A 20475-nucleotide genomic window follows, 5' to 3' on the forward strand; every position below is an offset into this window, starting at 1 on the left:
CTTTCGCTCACCGTTGCGAGGTCCCGTATAATACGTTTTCCTCATTCAGAGTCAAGCGTTTAATTTCGCTTTTCTCTGCCGGCGTTCATCGCTGAACCCCGCTAACCCGGCGGCCTGTAAGCCGTTGTTCCGTGTCAGTGGTGGCGCATTATAGGGAGTTATTCCGACGTGACAAGAGGAAACTTCAAAAAACTTTTCAACCGTCTCTTTTTTCACCACAGCAACGTGTAATGTGGCAAAAAACCGGCGTTTTGCCGTTTTAACAAACGAAGTAAGTCGCCTGATGGCATACTGATAGAGTAAAAAAGAGAAAGGAACGGCATTTATGTCTTTAAGCACACAGCAGCTGGCGGCACAAAAGAATATCTCCTGGGTATTAGCGGAGAAACTGGCGCAAAAAATTCTGACCGGCGAATATCAGCCAGAAAGCATTCTTCCTGGAGAGATAGAGCTGGGTGAGCAATTCGGCGTAAGCCGCACGGCGGTTCGTGAGGCAGTCAAAACGTTGACAGCAAAAGGAATGCTTTTGCCTCGCCCACGCATCGGCACCCGCGTTATGCCACGCAGTAGCTGGAACTTTCTCGACAAAGAGCTGCTAGCCTGGTGGTTAACGGAAGATAACTTTGAAGAGGTTGTTAGCCATTTCCTCGTGATGCGCAGCAGTCTTGAACCGCAAGCCTGTTTTCTGGCGGCGAATTCAGGTAGCCCAGAACAAAGAGCACAACTCAATGCTCTAATGGCGGAAATGATTGAGTTGAAGAGAAACTTTCAGCGCGAGCGCTGGATTGAAGTCGATATGGCCTGGCATGAACATATATATGAGATGAGTGGAAATCCCTTTCTAATCTCTTTCGCTTCTTTATTCCATTCTGTCTACCACACCTATTTCACTTCTATAACCCAGAATGAGGTGATGAAGCTGGATCTCCATCAGGCAATAGTTGATGCCATCCTCGATAATGACGGTTCACGGGCGCTGAACGCCTGTCAGGCTTTGTTGAGTGCTCCAAATCATTCAAAAGGTACAGAATGAGCGAGAAAAAAGGGCGTAGTATGGCCGGGCTGCCGTGGATTGCTGCGATGGCCTTTTTTATGCAGGCGCTGGATGCCACCATTCTGAATACCGCCCTTCCTGCTATCGCACAGAGTCTCAACCGTTCACCGCTGGCCATGCAATCCGCTATCATCAGCTATACGCTTACCGTGGCCATGTTAATTCCAGTCAGCGGTTGGCTGGCTGACCGTTTCGGCACACGGAAAGTGTTTATCATCGCCGTTAGTCTATTCACCCTAGGTTCTCTCGCCTGCGCCCTCTCAGGTTCTCTAACAGAGTTGGTTACCTTCCGCGTTATTCAAGGTATAGGTGGGGCGATGATGATGCCGGTGGCGAGGCTGGCATTACTGCGCGCCTATCCGCGCAGTGAATTACTACCAGTGTTAAATTTCGTCACGATGCCAGGGCTGGTCGGCCCCATTCTCGGACCCGTACTCGGCGGTGTACTGGTCACCTGGGCCAGCTGGCACTGGATTTTTCTGATTAATATTCCCATCGGCATTATCGGGATTGTGTACGCCCGTAAATATATGCCGGACTTCACTACGCCCCGGCGCCGTTTTGACACGATCGGCTTTCTGCTGTTCGGATTAAGTCTGGTACTGTTTTCCAGCGGAATCGAACTGTTTGGTGAGAAGATCGTCGCGACATGGATTGCTCTATCCATCATTGCTCTGAGCGTTGTCATGCTGTTGGCGTATATTCGCCACGCTCGCCGCCATCCCACGCCGCTCATTTCGCTTTCTTTATTTAAGACGCACACCTTTTCCGTCGGGATTGCAGGAAATCTGGCAACGCGGCTGGGCACCGGCTGCGTTCCGTTCCTGATGCCTCTGATGCTACAGGTCGGTTTTGGTTATCCGGCGATTATCGCAGGCTGCATAATTGCGCCTACGGCTATCGGTTCGATTATCGCGAAATCAACCGTTACTCAGATTCTTCGCTGGTTTGGCTACCGAAAAACGCTGGTTGGGGTAACGGTATTTATTGGCCTGATGATCGCTCAGTTTTCGCTGCAATCACCGGATATGTCGATCTGGATGTTGTTACTACCGCTATTCGTTCTGGGAATGGCGATGTCCACCCAGTTCACCTCAATGAACACTATCACGCTCGCTGATTTAACCGATGAAAACGCCAGCAGCGGCAACAGTATGCTGGCGGTTACTCAGCAGCTATCCATCAGTCTCGGGGTCGCCATTAGCGCGGCTGTGCTGAGGTTTTATGAAGGATTCGATAGCGCAAATACCATCGAGCAGTTCCACTACACCTTTATAACCATGGGAGCAATCACCGTTGTATCAGCGCTAGTATTTGCTTTATTGAAAGCGAAGGATGGCCGCAATCTGATTAAGGAGCGGCACAAGCATTAAGCAGAGCCACGCACGACCAGTTCTGGAGTCAGCTGAACGCGTTGTTGTTTTTGTCCTGGATCAGCCATTCGGTGGATGAGTACATCAATGGCCAGCTCGCCCAGCTCATCTTTCGGCTGATGGATAGTCGTCAGCGGCGGCGTCATATAGCGAGCCAGCTCAATGTCGTCATACCCCACCAACGCCATATCCTGAGGAATGCGCAATCCACTCTGATAAAGCGCCTGATAAGCACCAACCGCCATCGCGTCGTTACCGACAAACACCGCCTGCGGCAGCTTGGGGAGTACTAACAGCTTTTCCATTGCGCTAAATCCGCCACCAAACTCAAAATCGCTGCTAATAACGTATCCTTCAGGTACTGCCAGCCCGGCACGAGCCATTGCAGCATGATATCCCTCAAGACGCAGTCGCGAAGGGGTTTTATCCAGCGGGCCCGCGATGCAGGCAATCCGCGTATGGCCTTGATCGATGAGGTACTGCGTCGCTATATCGCCCCCCAACAAAGAGTTATCCTGGATCAGGTCACTATCGCCATCGAACGGTGCCCAGTCCATCATCACAGTCGGTACGGAAGGGTAGCGCTGCATGATCTCCGGCGAAGGCTGGTGAGTTTCAGTACACAGCAGCAGCAAACCATCGACGCGCTTTTGCATCAGCGTCTCCAGATTACGGTTCATTCGCTGTTCATCGCCTTCGGTGTTACACAGCACCAGGCTATAACCGCGTTCAAAACAGCTACGCTCCACGCCACGTACCAGCTCCGAGTAAAACGGATTGGTACTGGCGGTAATGAGCATGCCAATAGTACGGGTTTGGTTTAATTTAAGGCTACGCGCCAGTGCAGATGGCGCGTAATTCAGGCTCTTAATCGCGGCGTCGACTTTAGCGGTAATGGCTTCGCTAACGAAGCGATCCTTGTTGATGACATGAGAAACCGTCGAAGTGGAAACGCCCGCTATGCGGGCTACATCCTTCATGGTGGCCAAGCGTTACCCCTGTTGACGTAAAAATTCGTCTATTTCTTTTCGCCATGGCACGGAGGGCTGGGCACCTTTACGCGTAACGGCAATAGCCGCGGCGGCATGGGCAAAACGAATAGCCTCAGCCAGTACCATACCTTCAAGGAGCGCAGTCACCAGCGCGCCATTAAAGGTATCGCCAGCGGCAATGGTGTCAACAGCCTGGACTTTAAAGCCGGGAACACGATGACCGTTGCCTTTGAGACTAGCCCAAACACCACGGCTGCCGAGGGTAATGATCACCGTACCAATACCTTTATCATGGAGCACATTAGCTGCTTTTGCCGCATCATCGTCATTTTCCACTCGAACGCCGGTCAGTTTTTCCGCTTCGGTTTCGTTCGGGGTAATGATATCCACCAGCGCTAACAGTTCATCCGGCAACTCTCGTGCTGGAGCAGGATTGAGTATCACTGCAGTTTGACTCTGGTGAGCAATTTTCGCCGCCGCCAGTACGCTTTCCAACGGTGATTCCAGCTGCATTAGTAGCGCCTGCGCGCTGGCGATACGCTCTTTTTCAGCTTCAACCTGCGTAACGGAAAGGGCGGCGTTAGCTCCAGCATGAATACCAATAGTATTCTCACCTTCAGCGTTCACAAAAATCAGCGCCACGCCGGTTGATTCCCCGGCAACAGCCCTTACCGGCGCAACGTCGATATTATCGCTTTCCAACTGGCGACGAACGCGTTCACCAATATCGTCATCACCGGTACAGGCGATAAAAGAGATATTTGCCCCGCTGCGCCCGGCAGCAACGGCCTGATTTGCGCCTTTACCGCCGAAAGCGACCTGATAGTGATGACCGGTGACGGTTTCACCAGGGGTAGGAAAGGAGTCGAGGTTAAGGATGTGATCGGCATTGATACTACCAAGGACGACAAGTTTGCCTGCGGTTTTCATAATCAATATTCCCGGAAAGCGCGCCACCGGCACCCGGTGGCGCATGCCCTGCTTTTCTTTATTATGTTGTCCCTCGGACCGTTACCAGTCCGAATCACACATTATTGCTTAATGACCAGTTTCAACTCAACCGGATAGCTGGTATCCACTTTTTCGCCCTTCAGCACTTTATCAGCGGTCTCAACGCCTTTCACACCGATCTGCTCCGGAAGCTGGGCGACGGTCGCAGCCAGTTTGCCACTGTTTACTGCTTTTTCGCCATCCGGAGTGCCGTCAAATCCAACCACCATCACATCAGATTTACCAGCAGTTTGCAGAGCGCGCAGCGCACCTAGCGCCATTTCATCGTTCTGGGCAAATACAGCCTGCACATCAGGATGCGCCGTCAGCAGGTTCTGCATGACGTTCAGGCCCTTCGTGCGGTCGAAATCTGCCGGCTGGCTAGCCAGTACGTTAAATTTATGCGCCGTAACGGCTTGTTGAAAACCTTCGCCACGCTCACGTGCTGCAGACGTCCCTGCAATTCCCTGTAGTTCAATGATCTTCGCGCTTTCGCCGACTTTCTTGGCAATATAGTCACCGGCCATCTTGCCGCCCAGAACGTTATCAGAAGCAATATGGCTTACCACTTCGCCTTTTGAGGCCTGGCGGTCGAGGGTAATAACCGGAATTTTCGCCTGATTCGCCAGCTTCACAGCATTACCTACTGCATCAGAGTCGGTTGGGTTGATCAGCAGCAGTTTGGCTCCGCGAACGGTTAAGTCCTGAACGTTAGCCAGTTCTTTCGCCGGATTGTTCTGCGAATCCAGCACTACCAGGTTATAGCCGAGTTTGTCCGCTTCTTTTTGCGCGCCATCCTTTAAAGAGACAAAGAACGGGTTGTTAAGCGTAGAGATAACCAGAGCGATAGTGTCTTTTGCCATCGCGTTTGCGCTTACGGTCGCACTTAAAGCTACAGCAGAGACCAGGGTCGCCAGTTTTTTCATATTCATAGTTAAGATGTCCTGTAGAGTTCTCAGTTACTGCTTCTTGTTATCTACCAGTACCGCCAGCAGAATAACCACCGCTTTTACGATCATCTGGTAATAGGATGAAACACCTAATAAATTCAAACCGTTGTTCAGGAAGCCAAGGATTAAAGCACCAATCAACGTACCGACAATACGACCTTTACCACCTGCCAAGCTGGTGCCACCAAGCACTACCGCAGCAATCGCATCCAGTTCATAACCGGTGCCCGCCGTCGGTTGCGCGGAAGAGAGACGCGCGACCTCAATAATCCCGGCCAGCGAAGCCAGCATGCCGCACAAAGAATAGACGATGATTTTAACTTTATTGACGCTGATGCCGGATAGACGCGTTGCCGCTTCATTTCCCCCCAGCGCATAGATATAACGACCCAGACGGGTATGGTGCAGCATGTACCAGGCCGCCAGAAAAACGATCGCCATAATCCATACCGGCGTTGGTATTCCGAGAGGGCGACCAATCCCGAACCAGCCAAACAGATCGGCATTGTCGGTAAAGCCAGTATTTACCGGGCTACCGTTGGTATAAACCATGGTCACACCGCGTAGCAGCAGCATCATGACCAGGGTAGCGATAAATGCCTGCACGCGCCCTTTCGCCACAATTACGCCTGTAACAGCGCCGATTGCCGCACCTAATGCCAGCGCAGCGGCAACGGCCACCAGCGCGTTAACCTCAATTCCGACAATTGAAGCGGCGACCGCGCCAGTCAGCGCCAGAAGGGAACCTACGGACAGGTCGATACCCGACGTCAGGATAACCAGCGTCATCCCTACCGCCATGATGGCGTTAACTGAAGTCTGTTGCAGAATATTGAACAGGTTATTCACGGTAAAAAAGTTGGGGCTCATAGTAGAGACAACCGCAATCAGCACCAGTAGGGCAATCAGCGACTTTTGCTCCATCAACCACGCTTTGGTGAAGTAGCGGCGACCAGAAACAGTCGGGTTATTCATCTTTTTTACTCCTGATTCACGCGGTTAAGCTTGCCCACAGCGGCAGCCATCAATACTTCCTGGGTGGCCTGCTCGCGTGTGAATTCACCGCCGAGATGCCCTTCATGCATCACCATGATGCGATCGCTCATGCCCAACACTTCTGGCATCTCAGAAGAGACCAGAATGATGCTCAGGCCATCGGCTTTAAACTGGTTGATTAGCTGATAGATCTCTTTCTTAGCCCCAACGTCCACGCCGCGGGTTGGTTCATCAAGGATCAGCACTTTTGGCCGAGTCATCAGCCCGCGGGCAATCGCCACCTTCTGTTGGTTACCGCCGGAAAGTAGCCCAATGGCCTGCTCCATAGACGGCGTCTTCACATTAAACAGGCGGATAAAATCGCTGACCGCCTGCTGTTCATCTTTATGCTTGAGGCCGCCGCCGCTGCGGCTGAAATAGCGCAGTGCAGTCAGCGACATATTTTCTTTGACCGACATACCGAGCACTAAACCATCGCGTTTACGGTCTTCAGAGATATAAACGATGCCGTTTGCCAGGCCATCCTGCGGAGAACGCGTCACCACTTCATGACCATCAAGGGTGACGTAGCCACTGGTGCGCGGCAGCGCACCGTATAGCACTTTCATCAGTTCCGTACGCCCTGCGCCCATCAGCCCAGCGACGCCAAGAATTTCGCCTTTACGCAGGGTAAAAGATACGTTTTCCACGCCCGGCCCACACAGCGCATCCACCTTCAGACGAATATCGCCCGGCGCTTTATCAATGCGCGGGTACTGATCTTCGAGCTTACGTCCCACCATCATTTCAATCAGCAGATCTTCATCAAGGCTGGCGACTTCACGCTCGGCAATGAACTGGCCGTCACGGAAGACCGTCACGTCATCGCAAATTTCGAAGATCTCTTTCATACGGTGGGAGATATAAACAATGCCGCGCCCTTGCGATTTTAGCTCGCGGATGACGCGGAACAGGGATTCTGTTTCGGTATCGGTCAGCGCATCGGTCGGTTCATCCATAATGATGACTTTCGACTCGAAGCTCAGCACTTTGGCGATTTCCACCATCTGCTGATCGCCAATCGACAGATCGCCTACCAGACGATCGCTTTTAAAGCGCAGATTCAGCTTCGCCAGCAAAACATCGGCTTCTGCATACATCTTCTTCCAGTCGATTTTGCCAAAGCGATTCACAAACTCACGACCGAGAAAGATGTTCTCTGCAATCGTCAGCTGCGGGATCAGGTTCAGCTCCTGGTGAATGATGCCAATACCCGCTTCCTGAGAGGATTTCGGGCCGGTGAAGGCGGTTTCTTTACCCAGCCATAATAGCGAACCAGCGTCACGGGAATAAATCCCGGTCAGCACTTTCATCATGGTGGATTTGCCTGCGCCGTTTTCGCCCACCAGCGCCATGACGCGCCCAGAGTAGACATTTAACGCAGCACCGGAGAGCGCCTTCACGCCCGGGAACGATTTATCGATCCCTTTGAGTTGTAAGAGTGCGTCCATGACGGCCTCAGAACGTGACGCCAGCACAGAGAATAATGTTCGCATACGGGGAACACTCCCCGCTGCGAATCACCGCCTGACTATCTGCAGTTTCTTTTTTGAACTGCTCATGATTGGTATAACGAATTTCAATGGTGTTTCCCTGGTGTTGCTGCAGCAGCTCAAGATGTTTGAGCAACGTCGCGTGGAGCTGCGGATTAAGGGTTTTAATCTCTTGCGCGAGGATAGCCGCTTCAACCTGCATTTCACTCGTCACCACCTCCAGAACCTGCATAAAGGAGGGAACTCCGTGGGTTAACGCCATGTCAATACGCGTGCTGCTGCGAGGTACTGGTAATCCAGCATCGCAAACTACCAGCGTATCGGTATGACCCAGACGGGAGATGACCGACGAAATATCAGCGTTAAGTACGGTACCTTTTTTCATTTTCTCTTTTGCTCCACTAGCGAAACGTTTCGCTGACATAAGTATTATCAATACTCGAGCAAAAAACCATCATCAGAAGTGAGAATTGTGATCGCTATCGAAACGTTTCGCAAAACTGAGGTAAAGGAAGGAAGTCAGAATAACAAACAGCAAAAAGCCCTTCACGAGGAAGGGCTTTAGAGAATCAAATTTCGACCTGGGTGCCGAGTTCAATAACCCGGTTTGGCGGGATTTCGAACTGGTCCGGCGCTCGCAGGGCATTGCGCTGCAGCAGAAGATATAGCTTGCCGCGCAGGCGCAGATACCACGGCCGCTTGCCGATGATTAGCGACTCATGCGACATAAAGAAGGAGGTCTCCATCATCCGGCAGCTCAGGCCTTCCAGCCCGCAGCGGTGGAAGACTTCTTCAACATTCGGCGTTTCACGCCAGCCGTAGCTGGCAACCACGCGCCAGAATGACGGTGAAATCTGCTCAATCTGCACGCGACGAACGTTATGCACGTATGGCGCATCTTCGGTACGCAGCGTTAGCAAGATCACCCGCTCATGCAGCACCTTGTTGTGCTTCAGGTTATGTAACAGAGCGAAAGGAATCACGTTCAGCGCTCGGGACATATACACGGCGGTCCCAGGAACGCGAACCGGCGGCGATTTTTCAAGGGAAGAGATCATCGCTTCCAAAGAATTACCGTGTTCATGCATCCGACGTAGCAAGCGGAAACGCTCGCTTTTCCAGGTGGTCATGATGGTAAACATCACCAGACCCAGCGTCAGCGGCAGCCAGCCACCGGAGACGATTTTGTCGAGGTTAGCTGAGAACAGCGGGATGTCGATACACATAAAGGCCACCAGCAGCAGCGCCACAACAAATTTATTCCAGTGCCAGTTTTTACGCGCAACCGTCGAGAACAAAATGGTGGTCAGCACCATGGTTCCCGTTACCGCAATCCCATATGCCGCCGCCAGGTTCGAGGAGTGCTCAAAGCTGACAATCACAATGACCACCGAGATATAGAGCAGCCAGTTGATAAACGGGATATAAATCTGGCCGGACTCCATCTCCGAGGTATGAATAATACGCATCGGTGACAGGTACCCCAGACGCACTGCCTGGCGAGTTAGAGAGAAGACGCCGGAGATAACCGCCTGGGAAGCGATAACCGTCGCAAGGGCAGCGATAATCAGCATCGGAATCAACGCCCACTCGGGGGCCAGCAGGAAGAATGGGTTCTTAATCGCTTCCGGATGTTTTAACAACAACGCGCCCTGACCAAAATAGTTCAGCACCAGCGAAGGCAGCACCACTGAAAACCAGGCCAGGCGAATTGGCAATTTACCGAAGTGCCCCATATCGGCATAGAGCGCTTCCACGCCGGTAATAGACAGGACAACCGCCCCTAACGCCACAAAGGAGACGGTTTTATATTCGAGGAAAAAGTGAACCGCCCAGTATGGGTTCAACGCCTGCAGCACTTCCGGGTTAGCAAAGATGCTGCGCGCGCCAAGTACCGCCAGCAGCAGGAACCAGATAAGCATAATCGGCGCGAATAGCTTGCCTACCATGCTGGTACCGTGCTTTTGGATAGCAAACAGCAGCGTCAGAACAATAATTGATATGGGGACAACCCAGGTATCCAGGTCAGGAGCGATAATTTCCAACCCCTCTATCGCCGACATCACCGAAATAGCAGGGGTAATAACCACCTCGCCGTAGAAGAAGCTACCACCGATAAGGCCAAGGATCACCAGTACGGATGTTGCTCGCGCGGACGTGTTACGTCCTGCCAGCGACATTAACGTCAGGATCCCACCTTCACCGGCGTTATCTGCTCGCATAACGAAAGTAATGTATTTGAGTGATACGGTAAGAATTAATAGCCAAAAAATGAGCGACAGGAAGCCAAAAACAGCATCACGCTCGACGCCAAAGCCAAACTGGCCAGACAGACATTCACGAAGTGTATATAGCGGGCTGGTGCCGATATCGCCGTATACCACACCGATTGCCGCCAGCGTTATTGCTGGCAATGATTGCTTATTATCAGAGCTCATAGACTAGTCTTTTCGTTTATAAAACAAATGTGTGCCTAGTCCCTTGGCCCACAAAAAGCGCACAGTATGCACGATTATTTGCTAAATCGTACCCCTAACTGACATCATCTTAACCTGACTCAAAGAAAATAAATCGATTCTTCAGGCTATTACCACCCCTAATCAAACATCTATACTCGACTTAACAACGACATCCTAAAAAGCACGCAACTCAATTATGGCTCAATCACATTTACTGGCAGAAAGAATTTCCCGGCTCAGCGCAGCCCTGGAAAAAGGACTCTTTGAACGCAGCCACGCAATACGCCTTTGTCTACTTGCGGCACTCAGCGGCGAGAGCGTTTTTTTGCTGGGCCCACCGGGTATCGCCAAAAGCTTAATAGCCCGCCGTCTTAAGTTCGCCTTCCAGCGAGCCCGAGCATTTGAATATCTGATGACCCGCTTTTCAACGCCGGAAGAAGTCTTTGGCCCACTTTCCATCCAGGCACTGAAAGACGAAGGTCGTTACGAACGCCTGACAGCCGGCTACCTTCCGGAAGCCGAAATTGTTTTTCTCGATGAGATCTGGAAAGCTGGCCCGGCAATCCTCAACACGCTACTGACAGCGATAAACGAGCGCCATTTCCGCAATGGGGCAACCGAAGAGAAAATCCCCATGCGCCTGCTGGTGGCAGCTTCGAACGAATTGCCTGAAGCGGATAACAGCCTGGAAGCCTTATACGATCGCATGCTCATCCGTTTATGGCTGGACAAGGTACAAGATAAAACCAACTTCCGCTCAATGTTGATAAGCCAGCAGGATGAGAACAGCAATCCAGTTCCAACTAATTTGCAGGTCAGCGACGAGGAATTCATACAGTGGCAGCAAGATATCGGTGCTATTAAGCTGCCAGACAGCGTGTTTGAACTGATTTTCCAGTTGCGCCAACAACTGGATGCACTACCCAACGCGCCCTACGTTTCAGATCGCCGCTGGAAAAAAGCCATCCGCCTGTTGCAAGCCAGCGCATTCTTCAGCGGTCGAGATACCATTGCCCCTATCGACCTGATCCTGCTGAAAGATTGCCTGTGGCACAACATTGAGACCATGAATCTGATGTCCGTGCAGTTGGAAACCTTAATGACCAGCCACGCCTGGCAGCAACAGGCAATGCTCACCCGCCTGGGGACGATTATCCAGAGGCGCATTCAGCTTCAGCAACAGCAAAGCGATAAGACCGCGCTAAAAGTGACGCGCCTGGGCGGTATGTTTAGCCGGAAACCTCACTATGAATTGCCTGCTGAAGTGCAGGCCCCCACGCTGACTCTGCTACTCCAGCAGCCGCTCAAACTGCACGATCTGGAAGTCATTCATATTACGTTTGTCCGTGAAGAGCTTGCGCATTGGCTGGAGAAAGGCGGAGAGATCCGCGGTAAACTCAACGGTATAGGCTTTGCCCAGCAGCTGAATATGGATGTCGATACCAGCCAGCATCTGGTTGTGCGCGATGTCAGTCTGCAGGGGTCGCGTCTCTCCCTACCCGGCAGCGAATCGCAGGAAAATATGCCAACCGAAATCAGGCAGCAGTTGGAAGCGCTGGATGACGAGTGGCATCAACAACACAACCGCTTCAGCGAACAGCAAAAATGCCTGTTTATTCCCGGTGAGTGGCTGGGACGCATCGAAGCCAGCCTGCAGGACGTTGGGACGCAGATTAAACAGGCCCGACAGTCATGACTCTGGATATGCTGAATGTCATGCTGGCAGTCGGCGAAGAGGGAATGATCGACGAAATGCTGCTGGCTCTGCTGGCCGCACCTCAGTTAGCCATTTTCTTTGAAAAATTTCCGCGGTTAAAAAATATCATCGCCGCAGACATTCCTCGCTGGCGTGAGGCGGTCAGATCGCGGCTAAAAGAGACCCATATTCCTCCCGAACTGGATGCGGAAGTTCAGTGTTATCAACAGTCACAGAGGCTTTCCACTTCACAGTTTATCGTCCAGCTCCCGCAAATCCTGAGTCAGCTACACAAGCTTCACTCCCCTTTTGCCGCCCAGGCACAGCAGTTAGTGGATAACAATCATACTTTTACCCCCGCTCTGCATACGCTATTTCTCCAGCGCTGGCGTTTGAGTCTGGTGGTGCAGGCAACGTCCCTCAATCAGCAACTGCTGGATGAGGAGCGCGATCAGTTGCTTAGCGAAGTCCAGGAACGAATGACTCTCAGCGGTCAATTGGAGCCGGTGCTGGTGGAAAATGATAATGCAGCAGGGCACCTGTGGGATATGAGCGCAGGAGATCTGAGGCGCGGTGATTATCAGCTGATCGTTCGCTACGGGGATTTTTTGACTCAGCAGCCTGAACTTATGCAGCTTGCTGAGCAGTTGGGTCGTTCCAGAGAAGCGAAGGCGGTACCAAAAAAGGATGCGCCGATGGAAACCTTCCGCAGCCTGGTGCGAGAACCGGCAACCGTGCCGGAGCAGGTCGATGGGCTACAGCAGAGCGACGATATTCTGCGCCTGCTGCCGCCGGAGCTGGCCACACTCGGTATCACCGAGCTGGAGTTTGAGTTCTATCGTAAGCTGGTAGAGAAACAGTTGCTGACCTACCGACTTCACGGTGATGCGTGGAAGGAAAAGGTAACCGAGCGTCCAGTCACCCGCCAGGATTTTGATGAACAGCCGCGAGGGCCGTTTATCGTCTGCGTCGATACGTCGGGATCAATGGGCGGCTTTAATGAGCAGTGCGCCAAGGCTTTTTGCCTGGCGCTGATGCGGGTCGCACTGGCAGATAATCGCCGCTGCTTCATTATGTTGTTTTCCAGCGAGGTGGTGCATTACGAACTCACCGGACCACAGGGGCTTGAACAGGCGATCCGTTTCTTAAGCCAGCGCTTTCGCGGCGGTACGGATTTGGCCAGCTGCTTCCGGGCTGTTATTGAGCGAATGCAGAACCCTCAGTGGGTAGATGCTGATGCGGTGGTGATTTCTGATTTTATCGCCCAGCGCTTGCCGGATGAGGTGATCAGTAAGGTAGGGGAACTACAACACAAACATCAGCACCGTTTTCATGCCGTAGCAATGTCGGTACACGGTAAGCCCGGCATCATGCGCATTTTCGATCATATCTGGCGCTTTGATACCGGGTTACGTAGCCGCCTGCTGCGTCGCTGGCGGCGTTAGTTGCTCTGTTAAAGAAGGGCAGCGACGCTTTCACGAACCTGTGTTGGCCATACGCCGCACTGAACCTGCCCGATATGGTCAAGCTGCAGAAGTAGCATTGTCAGGCGAGACTGGCCGATACCGCCGCCGATAGTCTGCGGCATTTCTCCGCGCAGCAGCGCCTGGTGCCATTCCAACGTCAGGCGATCTTCATCACCAGTGATCGCGAGCTGGCGTTTCAGCGCCTCAGAATCCACGCGGATGCCCATCGAAGAGAGCTCAAAAGCATCTTCCAGGATCGGGTTCCACACCAGGATATCGCCGTTCAGACCGGCAAAACCTTCAGCTGCAGGCGTGCTCCAGTCATCATAATCCGGAGCACGAACATCGTGACGCTGACCATCAGACAGTTTGCCGCCAATGCCGATCAGAAATACCGCACCCAGCTCTTTAGCGATCGCCCGCTCGCGGCCTTTAGCATCAAGATCCGGATAACGACTTAATAACTCCTGACTATGAACAAACTGGATCGTCTCCGGCAAGAACGGCGTCAGGCCAAATTCTTTGCTCACCGCAGCTTCGGTCGCTTTGATCCCGGCATAGATCGCTTCAACGGTCGATTTCAGCGTCCCGCAATGGCGTTCTGCGTCACCCATTACGCGCTCCCAGTCCCACTGGTCAACGTAAACGGAATGGATAGCGGTTAATCTGTCTTCATCGGGGCGAAGGGCCTTCATGTGCGTGTACAGCCCTTCGCCCGCGCTGAAGTCGTGTTGTCCCAGGGTTTGACGCTTCCACTTCGCCAGTGAATGAACCACTTCGAATTGGGCGTCTGGCAGTGTTTTCACTTTCACCTGAACCGCTTTTTCGCAACCAGACAGGTTATCCTGAGTCCCATCTCCCACGCGGCTTAAGATGGGGGCCTGGACTTCAATCAGACCGAGCTTATCTTCAAGCTGACGGGAAAAGTGAGACTTAACGAAACTAATCTGGCGTTGTTTTGCGATGTATGCGGTTTTCATTTTTTATTACTCCTGCGTCCTGTTGCCATTGATTAAGCAACAGAACCGCGATGCAATTCAATAATCCAACAACAAAAAGCCTGCTTCGGTTTTAATTCATCAAAATATGGCGCTAAAATAGAGTGATTCATCAAACTTCATAAGAAAAACCTATGGAAAATTATCAAATCGACAATCTGGACCGCGGCATCCTCGAAGCTTTAATGGCCAATGCGCGTACCGCCTATGCCGAACTGGCGAAACAGTTTGGCGTCAGTCCCGGGACAATTCACGTTCGCGTCGAGAAAATGAAGCAAGCGGGAATTATTACCGGCGCACGCATTGACGTCAGTCCAAAACAGCTGGGTTACGATGTGGGCTGTTTTATCGGCATCATTCTGAAGAGCGCGAAGGATTACCCTTCCGCACTGGCCAGATTAAACAGTCTGGATGAAGTTACCGAAGCGTATTACACCACCGGCCACTACAGCATCTTTATAAAAGTGATGTGCCGATCGATTGATGCCCTTCAACATGTACTTATCAACAAGATCCAAACAATCGATGAAATTCAGTCCACTGAAACATTGATCGTTCTGCAGAACCCGATTATGCGTACCATTCGCCCATGATCGGACTTTTTAATCCCACATTTTTCCACAGGTAGATCCCAGCTCGCTCACAGCGTACAATACGCCACTCTGAATAGTGGAGCGGGCGATCATGGCAGACATAACTCTTATCAGCGGCAGTACTTTGGGTAGCGCAGAATATGTATCAGAACATCTGGCGGAAAAGCTGGAAGAGGCTGGTCACGGCACCACTATCCAGCACGGTCCGTTGATTGAGGATCTGCAAGCCGAAGGAATCTGGCTGGTTATCTCTTCTACTCATGGTGCTGGCGATATTCCCGATAACTTACTGCCTTTCTATGAAGCGCTTCAGGAGAAGCAAGTCGATCTTTCTGCGGTCCACTTTGGCGCGATCGGCATCGGTAGTCGTGAATATGACACCTTCTGTGGAGCTATTGATAAAATCGAGGCGGCGCTCATAGCATGTGGGGCAAAACAGATCGGCGAAACGCTGAAGATTAATGTCCTCGAACATGAGATTCCTGAAGATCCAGCAGAGATTTGGCTTGGATCCTGGAAAAATTTGCTATGAGAATTGTAAAGATCCTCGTTTCTTCTGTGGATAACTATGCTTAAAAGCTTGGATCAACCGGTAGTTATCCAAAGTATAACCCTTGACTGATTTTTGTGCTGTGCATAACCCTTCATTTTGATCCCAGCTTATACGGACCAAGATCACCGATCATTCACAGAGAGTGATCCTTCTTAAGCTTTTGATCTTAAATCGTGGATCTGACTTATCCACAGATATCGTCGATCCTAATAAGAGATCACAATAAAACAGATCTCTAAATAAAAGATCTTCTTTTTAATACTCAGGATCCCGGACGCTTTCTCGAAAGCCGAAAGTTGAGTAGAATCCACGGCCCGGGCTTCAATCCATTTTCAAACCGCTTTATGCGAGGCATACCACCATGTTTTATCAGGATCCTTTTGACGTCATCATCATTGGCGGGGGTCATGCAGGCACTGAGGCCGCGATGGCCGCAGCGCGAATGGGTCAACAGACTCTGCTTTTGACACACAATATCGACACCCTGGGGCAGATGAGCTGCAACCCGGCGATTGGCGGCATTGGGAAAGGACACCTGGTAAAAGAAGTGGATGCGCTTGGCGGCCTGATGGCGAAGGCAATTGACCATGCTGGTATCCAGTTTAGGATACTAAACGCGAGCAAAGGCCCGGCAGTTCGGGCTACCCGCGCTCAGGCAGACCGTGTGCTCTATCGCCAGGCTGTACGCACCGCGCTGGAAAACCAGCCGAACCTGATGATCTTCCAACAGGCTGTTGAGGATCTGATTGTTGAGAACGATCGTGTCGTCGGTGCCGTGACCCAAATGGGCCTCAAATTCCGCGCGAAGGCGGTTGTTCTGACCGTTGGTACATTCCTGGATGGCAAGATTCATATCGGTCTGGATAACTACAGCGGTGGCCGTGCCGGCGATCCTCCATCGATCCCCTTGTCCCGGCGTTTGCGTGAATTGCCGCTACGCGTCAGCCGCCTGAAAACCGGTACTCCGCCACGCATTGATGCGAGAACTATCGACTTCAGCGTTCTGGCTCAGCAGCACGGCGATAATCCGATGCCGGTCTTCTCGTTTATGGGCGATGCTTCCCAGCATCCGCGGCAGGTACCGTGCTATGTCACTCATACCAACGAGAAAACCCATGACGTGATCCGCAATAACCTCGATCGCAGCCCTATGTATGCTGGGGTGATTGAAGGGATCGGCCCGCGTTATTGCCCGTCGATCGAAGACAAGGTGATGCGCTTTGCCGATCGTAACCAGCACCAGATTTTTCTGGAGCCGGAAGGTCTGACATCCAATGAAATTTATCCAAACGGCATTTCTACCAGCCTGCCGTTTGATGTCCAGATGCAAATCGTCCGCTCAATGCAGGGGATGGAAAATGCAAAAATCGTTCGCCCTGGCTACGCTATTGAGTACGATTTCTTTGACCCGCGTGACCTGAAACCGACGCTGGAAAGCAAATTTATTCATGGTTTATTCTTCGCAGGCCAGATTAACGGCACTACCGGTTACGAAGAAGCTGCCGCACAGGGCCTGCTTGCAGGGCTGAATGCAGCGCGTTTCTCTGCTGAGAAAGAGGGCTGGGCGCCGGGCCGCTCTCAGGCCTATCTCGGCGTGCTGGTGGACGACCTGTGCACTCTTGGGACCAAAGAACCGTACCGTATGTTTACCTCGCGGGCGGAATATCGTCTGATGCTGCGTGAAGACAATGCTGACCTGCGTCTGACCGAACAGGGTCGTGAGTTGGGTCTGGTGGATGACGAACGCTGGGCGCGTTTCAACGAGAAACTTGAAAGCATTGAGCGTGAACGTCAGCGTCTAAAATCCAGCTGGGTTAATCCGCTGGCAGAAAGCGCTGCGGAAGTGAACGCTCACCTGACTGCGCCACTTTCTCGTGAAGCAAGCGGGGAAGACTTACTTCGTCGTCCTGAAATGACCTATGAACAGCTGGTGCAAATGTCACCATTCTCACCAGGTCTTGCAGATAAGCAAGCAGCTGAGCAGGTGGAGATTCAGGTTAAGTATGAAGGCTACATCGCTCGTCAGCAGGATGAGATCGAAAAGCAGCAGCGCAATGAAAATACCTTGCTTCCTGCAACACTTGATTACCGGCTGGTGAACGGATTGTCGAACGAGGTGATTGCTAAGCTCAACGATCACAAACCGTCCTCAATAGGACAGGCATCGCGTATTTCTGGTATTACGCCAGCGGCAATCTCTATTCTACTGGTGTGGCTGAAAAAACAGGGAATGCTGCGTCGTAGCGCCTGATCTTTCCCTGATAGAGATATTTGGCGGATAGCGCATTCGTATCCGCCCTTTTAATTCATCAGCCCGGTAAGCGTTATCGCCTCTGGGCTCATTGTTTTTAGATAGGTATTGACCGTGCTTAACAAACTTTCTCGTCTGCTGGCTGAAGCAGGTATTTCGCTTACCGATCACCAGAAAAATCAGCTGGTAGCCTATGTGGGCATGCTGGATAAGTGGAATAAGGCTTATAACCTGACCTCCGTTCGCGATCCGAACGAGATGCTGGTTCGCCACATTCTCGATAGCATCATTGTTGCGCCGCACCTTAAAGGAACTCGTTTTATTGATGTGGGCACCGGTCCTGGGCTGCCGGGGATCCCGCTGGCTATCGTACGTCCTGAATCCCATTTCACCTTACTGGACAGCCTTGGCAAACGCGTGCGCTTCCTCCGACAGGTCCAGCATGAGCTAAAACTGGAAAACATCACCCCGGTACAAAGCCGTGTGGAGGAGTTTCCGGCAGAGCCGCCGTTTGACGGCGTGATTAGCCGCGCATTTGCGTCTCTGAATGACATGGTGAGCTGGTGCCATCATTTACCCGCAGAGAACGGACACTTCTATGCGCTCAAAGGTTTAGCGCAGGAAGAGGAAATGGCAAATCTACCGGAAGGGTACGTCATTAATGACGTTTTTGAACTGCATGTTCCTCAGTTGGAAGGGGAGCGTCACCTGGTGGTGATTCAGCCAAAAATGATTTAATTTTTATCAAAAAATGTGAAAAAAAGATGGGCCGTGCATGTTACAAAAATAAAAGTCACGGCAGGTTATTACCGGACTATCTTTAACCATGGTTTCACCATGGTTTTTCTTTCTGTTAACTTTGTCTTGTTACTTTACGGGCTGAATAGTCAACATTGAAAATATCAGGACGCTAAAAATCGTGCTGCTTACGCTTCATACTGATGTTAAATATTTATTATGAATGTCAATAAAAGGTTTTTATTGTATGTGGGGTTGTTTTAGAAATAATACCCACTTTTTATGTTGAATATCAAACGGATAAATTTTTAAGTTTTATGTACAGAATTAATTCGATTTCACTAAAAATGTCTATTATGTGATCTGATGCACGCTTTAATTGCCGTGTTTTCGCGTTATTTGCAGTTTTGCATGACTGCTCACAGATCGGTGAAATGCATGAAAAGTTGTCTGTCGGAAAATAATTAAACATTTATTCACTATTTTGCTACTTATTGTTTGAAATCACGGGGCGTCACCGTATAATTTGTCCGCTTTTTGATGCTTGACTCTTCGTCTTAAAGGACGTTTTATACGACACGCGACATACCTCGAAGGGAGCAGGAGTAAAAACGTGATGTCAGTGTCGCTCTTGAGTCGAAACGTTGCTCGTAAGCTTCTGTTTATTCAGTTACTGGCAGTAATAGCAAGTGGACTGCTGTTCAGCCTCAAAGACCCTTTCTGGGGCATCTCCGCCGTTAGCGGGGGTTTGGCGGTTATTTTGCCAAACATGATATTTATGATTTTTGCCTGGCGTCATCAGGCGCATACACCAGCTAAAGGCCGAGTGGCCTGGACCTTCGCCTTCGGTGAAGCTTTTAAGGTGTTGCTGACCTTCGCCCTTCTGGCGGTGGCGCTGGCGGTTTTCAAAGTGGTGTTTTTGCCGCTGATAGTGACGTGGGTTTTGGTGCTGGTGGTACAAATTCTGGCGCCAGCTGTAATTAACAACAAAGGGTAAAAGGCATCATGGCTTCAGAAAATATGACGCCGCAGGAATACATAGGACACCATCTGAATAACCTTCAGTTGGACCTGCGTACTTTCTCGCTGGTGGATCCGCATAACCCCCCGGCCACCTTCTGGACGCTCAACATTGACTCCATGTTCTTCTCGGTGGTGCTCGGTCTGTTGTTCCTGTTGATGTTCCGCAGCGTAGCCAAAAAGGCCACCAGCGGCGTACCAGGGAAATTCCAGACCTTTATCGAGATGATCATCGGCTTCGTCCATGGCAGCGTTAAAGATATGTACCATGGCAAGAGCAAGGTTATTGCTCCGCTGGCCCTCACCGTGTTCGTTTGGGTATTCCTGATGAACCTGATGGACCTGCTGCCAATCGACCTGTTGCCATACATCGGTGAACACATTTTCGGCCTGCCTGCACTGCGCGTGGTTCCGTCTGCTGACGTGAACATCACCCTGTCGATGGCGCTTGGCGTGTTTATCCTGATTCTTTTCTACAGCATCAAAATGAAAGGCGTAGGTGGGTTCGTTAAAGAGCTGACCCTGCAGCCGTTCAATCACTGGGCGTTCATTCCTGTCAACTTAATCCTTGAAGGGGTAAGCCTGCTGTCTAAACCAGTATCTCTGGGTCTGCGACTGTTCGGCAACATGTATGCCGGTGAGCTGATTTTCATTCTGATTGCTGGTCTGTTGCCGTGGTGGTCACAGTGGATTCTGAATGTGCCGTGGGCCATTTTCCACATCCTGATTATTACGCTGCAAGCCTTCATCTTCATGGTTCTGACGATCGTCTATCTGTCGATGGCATCTGAAGAGCATTGATTTTTACCAACAT

At 51.3% G+C, this 20475-nt stretch carries 18 protein-coding genes; 10 read left to right on the forward strand and 8 right to left on the reverse strand.

Going from position 1 to position 20475, the window contains the following annotated elements; translation table 11 throughout:
• Positions 1-325 precede the first annotated feature (325 nt).
• On the forward strand, positions 326-1033 hold the full coding sequence (locus tag DA718_RS29310; protein WP_112215580.1) for a FadR/GntR family transcriptional regulator: 708 nt from the start codon (positions 326-328) through the stop codon (positions 1031-1033).
• Positions 1030-2427 (forward strand): multidrug transporter subunit MdtD, encoded by a 1398-nt coding sequence (gene mdtD, locus DA718_RS29315; protein ID WP_112215581.1) that lies wholly within the window; start codon positions 1030-1032, stop codon positions 2425-2427. The genes DA718_RS29310 and mdtD overlap by 4 nt, the downstream gene beginning before the upstream one ends.
• Here mdtD and rbsR read toward each other — a convergent pair.
• The 7 genes from rbsR to kup form a co-directional block, all read right to left on the reverse strand.
• Positions 2424-3416, reverse strand: a complete 993-nt coding sequence (rbsR, locus tag DA718_RS29320; RefSeq protein WP_110276052.1) for a ribose operon transcriptional repressor RbsR — start codon at positions 3414-3416, stop codon at positions 2424-2426. The two genes, mdtD and rbsR, sit on opposite strands and share 4 nt — an antisense overlap.
• Before the next feature lie 3 nt (positions 3417-3419).
• Positions 3420-4352: a ribokinase gene (gene rbsK, locus DA718_RS29325; RefSeq protein WP_167492897.1), complete on the reverse strand. Its 933-nt coding sequence runs from the start codon at positions 4350-4352 to the stop codon at positions 3420-3422.
• Positions 4353-4450: 98 nt separating this feature from the next.
• Positions 4451-5341, reverse strand: coding sequence for a ribose ABC transporter substrate-binding protein RbsB (rbsB, locus tag DA718_RS29330; protein WP_112215582.1), 891 nt, complete (start codon positions 5339-5341; stop codon positions 4451-4453).
• A 27-nt stretch (positions 5342-5368) separates the two neighbouring features.
• A complete protein-coding gene (rbsC, locus tag DA718_RS29335; protein ID WP_112215583.1) occupies positions 5369-6334 on the reverse strand; it encodes a ribose ABC transporter permease in 966 nt (321 codons plus the stop codon).
• Between the two features lie 5 nt (positions 6335-6339).
• On the reverse strand, positions 6340-7845 hold the full coding sequence (gene rbsA / locus DA718_RS29340; protein WP_112215584.1) for a ribose ABC transporter ATP-binding protein RbsA: 1506 nt from the start codon (positions 7843-7845) through the stop codon (positions 6340-6342).
• 7 nt (positions 7846-7852) lie between these two features.
• Positions 7853-8272 carry a D-ribose pyranase gene (gene rbsD / locus DA718_RS29345; protein ID WP_112215585.1) on the reverse strand — a complete coding sequence of 140 codons (420 nt, stop codon included), beginning with the start codon at positions 8270-8272 and terminating at the stop codon, positions 7853-7855.
• Positions 8273-8456: 184 nt separating this feature from the next.
• A complete protein-coding gene (kup, locus tag DA718_RS29350) occupies positions 8457-10325 on the reverse strand; it encodes a low affinity potassium transporter Kup (protein ID WP_112215586.1) in 1869 nt (622 codons plus the stop codon).
• Positions 10326-10542: 217 nt separating this feature from the next.
• Between kup and ravA the strand changes: the two genes are divergently transcribed.
• Positions 10543-12042 carry an ATPase RavA gene (gene ravA, locus DA718_RS29355; RefSeq protein WP_112215587.1) on the forward strand — a complete coding sequence of 500 codons (1500 nt, stop codon included), beginning with the start codon at positions 10543-10545 and terminating at the stop codon, positions 12040-12042.
• Positions 12039-13487, forward strand: coding sequence for an ATPase RavA stimulator ViaA (gene viaA, locus DA718_RS29360; protein WP_112215588.1), 1449 nt, complete (start codon positions 12039-12041; stop codon positions 13485-13487). The genes ravA and viaA overlap by 4 nt, the downstream gene beginning before the upstream one ends.
• Positions 13488-13495: 8 nt before the next feature.
• On the opposite strand, the gene asnA is transcribed toward viaA, so the two are convergent.
• Positions 13496-14488 (reverse strand): aspartate--ammonia ligase, encoded by a 993-nt coding sequence (gene asnA, locus DA718_RS29365; protein WP_112215589.1) that lies wholly within the window; start codon positions 14486-14488, stop codon positions 13496-13498.
• A gap of 152 nt (positions 14489-14640) precedes the next feature.
• Between asnA and asnC the strand changes: the two genes are divergently transcribed.
• The 6 genes from asnC (at position 14641) to atpB (ending at position 20462) form a co-directional block, all read left to right on the forward strand.
• On the forward strand, positions 14641-15099 hold the full coding sequence (asnC, locus tag DA718_RS29370; RefSeq protein ID WP_004107306.1) for a transcriptional regulator AsnC: 459 nt from the start codon (positions 14641-14643) through the stop codon (positions 15097-15099).
• Between the two features lie 91 nt (positions 15100-15190).
• Positions 15191-15631: an FMN-binding protein MioC gene (gene mioC / locus DA718_RS29375; RefSeq protein ID WP_112215590.1), complete on the forward strand. Its 441-nt coding sequence runs from the start codon at positions 15191-15193 to the stop codon at positions 15629-15631.
• A gap of 382 nt (positions 15632-16013) precedes the next feature.
• The gene (gene mnmG, locus DA718_RS29385; protein WP_112215591.1) at positions 16014-17903 is read left to right on the forward strand and encodes a tRNA uridine-5-carboxymethylaminomethyl(34) synthesis enzyme MnmG; all 1890 of its coding nucleotides are present in this window, start codon (positions 16014-16016) and stop codon (positions 17901-17903) included.
• A gap of 114 nt (positions 17904-18017) precedes the next feature.
• Positions 18018-18641: a 16S rRNA (guanine(527)-N(7))-methyltransferase RsmG gene (gene rsmG, locus DA718_RS29390; protein WP_112215592.1), complete on the forward strand. Its 624-nt coding sequence runs from the start codon at positions 18018-18020 to the stop codon at positions 18639-18641.
• Positions 18642-19257: 616 nt separating this feature from the next.
• Positions 19258-19638: a F0F1 ATP synthase subunit I gene (gene atpI, locus DA718_RS29395; protein ID WP_112215593.1), complete on the forward strand. Its 381-nt coding sequence runs from the start codon at positions 19258-19260 to the stop codon at positions 19636-19638.
• Between the two features lie 8 nt (positions 19639-19646).
• A complete protein-coding gene (gene atpB / locus DA718_RS29400; protein WP_112215594.1) occupies positions 19647-20462 on the forward strand; it encodes a F0F1 ATP synthase subunit A in 816 nt (271 codons plus the stop codon).
• Positions 20463-20475: the final 13 nt, after the last annotated feature.

The sequence above is a fragment of the Klebsiella huaxiensis genome (assembly GCF_003261575.2).
GTDB classification, from domain to species: Bacteria; Pseudomonadota; Gammaproteobacteria; order Enterobacterales; family Enterobacteriaceae; genus Klebsiella; species Klebsiella huaxiensis.

Excerpts from the sequence above, each read along its gene's own strand:
- DA718_RS29310 (WP_112215580.1), top strand. The coding sequence starts at position 326 with ATGTCTTTAAGCACACAGCAGCTGGCGGCACAAAAGAATATCTCCTGG.
- mdtD (WP_112215581.1), top strand. The coding sequence starts at position 1,030 with ATGAGCGAGAAAAAAGGGCGTAGTATGGCCGGGCTGCCGTGGATTGCT.
- rbsB (WP_112215582.1), bottom strand. The coding sequence starts at position 5,341 with ATGAATATGAAAAAACTGGCGACCCTGGTCTCTGCTGTAGCTTTAAGT.
- rbsC (WP_112215583.1), bottom strand. The coding sequence starts at position 6,334 with ATGAATAACCCGACTGTTTCTGGTCGCCGCTACTTCACCAAAGCGTGG.
- rbsA (WP_112215584.1), bottom strand. The coding sequence starts at position 7,845 with ATGGACGCACTCTTACAACTCAAAGGGATCGATAAATCGTTCCCGGGC.
- rbsD (WP_112215585.1), bottom strand. The coding sequence starts at position 8,272 with ATGAAAAAAGGTACCGTACTTAACGCTGATATTTCGTCGGTCATCTCC.
- kup (WP_112215586.1), bottom strand. The coding sequence starts at position 10,325 with ATGAGCTCTGATAATAAGCAATCATTGCCAGCAATAACGCTGGCGGCA.
- ravA (WP_112215587.1), top strand. The coding sequence starts at position 10,543 with ATGGCTCAATCACATTTACTGGCAGAAAGAATTTCCCGGCTCAGCGCA.
- viaA (WP_112215588.1), top strand. The coding sequence starts at position 12,039 with ATGACTCTGGATATGCTGAATGTCATGCTGGCAGTCGGCGAAGAGGGA.
- asnA (WP_112215589.1), bottom strand. The coding sequence starts at position 14,488 with ATGAAAACCGCATACATCGCAAAACAACGCCAGATTAGTTTCGTTAAG.
- asnC (WP_004107306.1), top strand. The coding sequence starts at position 14,641 with ATGGAAAATTATCAAATCGACAATCTGGACCGCGGCATCCTCGAAGCT.
- mioC (WP_112215590.1), top strand. The coding sequence starts at position 15,191 with ATGGCAGACATAACTCTTATCAGCGGCAGTACTTTGGGTAGCGCAGAA.
- mnmG (WP_112215591.1), top strand. The coding sequence starts at position 16,014 with ATGTTTTATCAGGATCCTTTTGACGTCATCATCATTGGCGGGGGTCAT.
- atpI (WP_112215593.1), top strand. The coding sequence starts at position 19,258 with ATGTCAGTGTCGCTCTTGAGTCGAAACGTTGCTCGTAAGCTTCTGTTT.
- atpB (WP_112215594.1), top strand. The coding sequence starts at position 19,647 with ATGGCTTCAGAAAATATGACGCCGCAGGAATACATAGGACACCATCTG.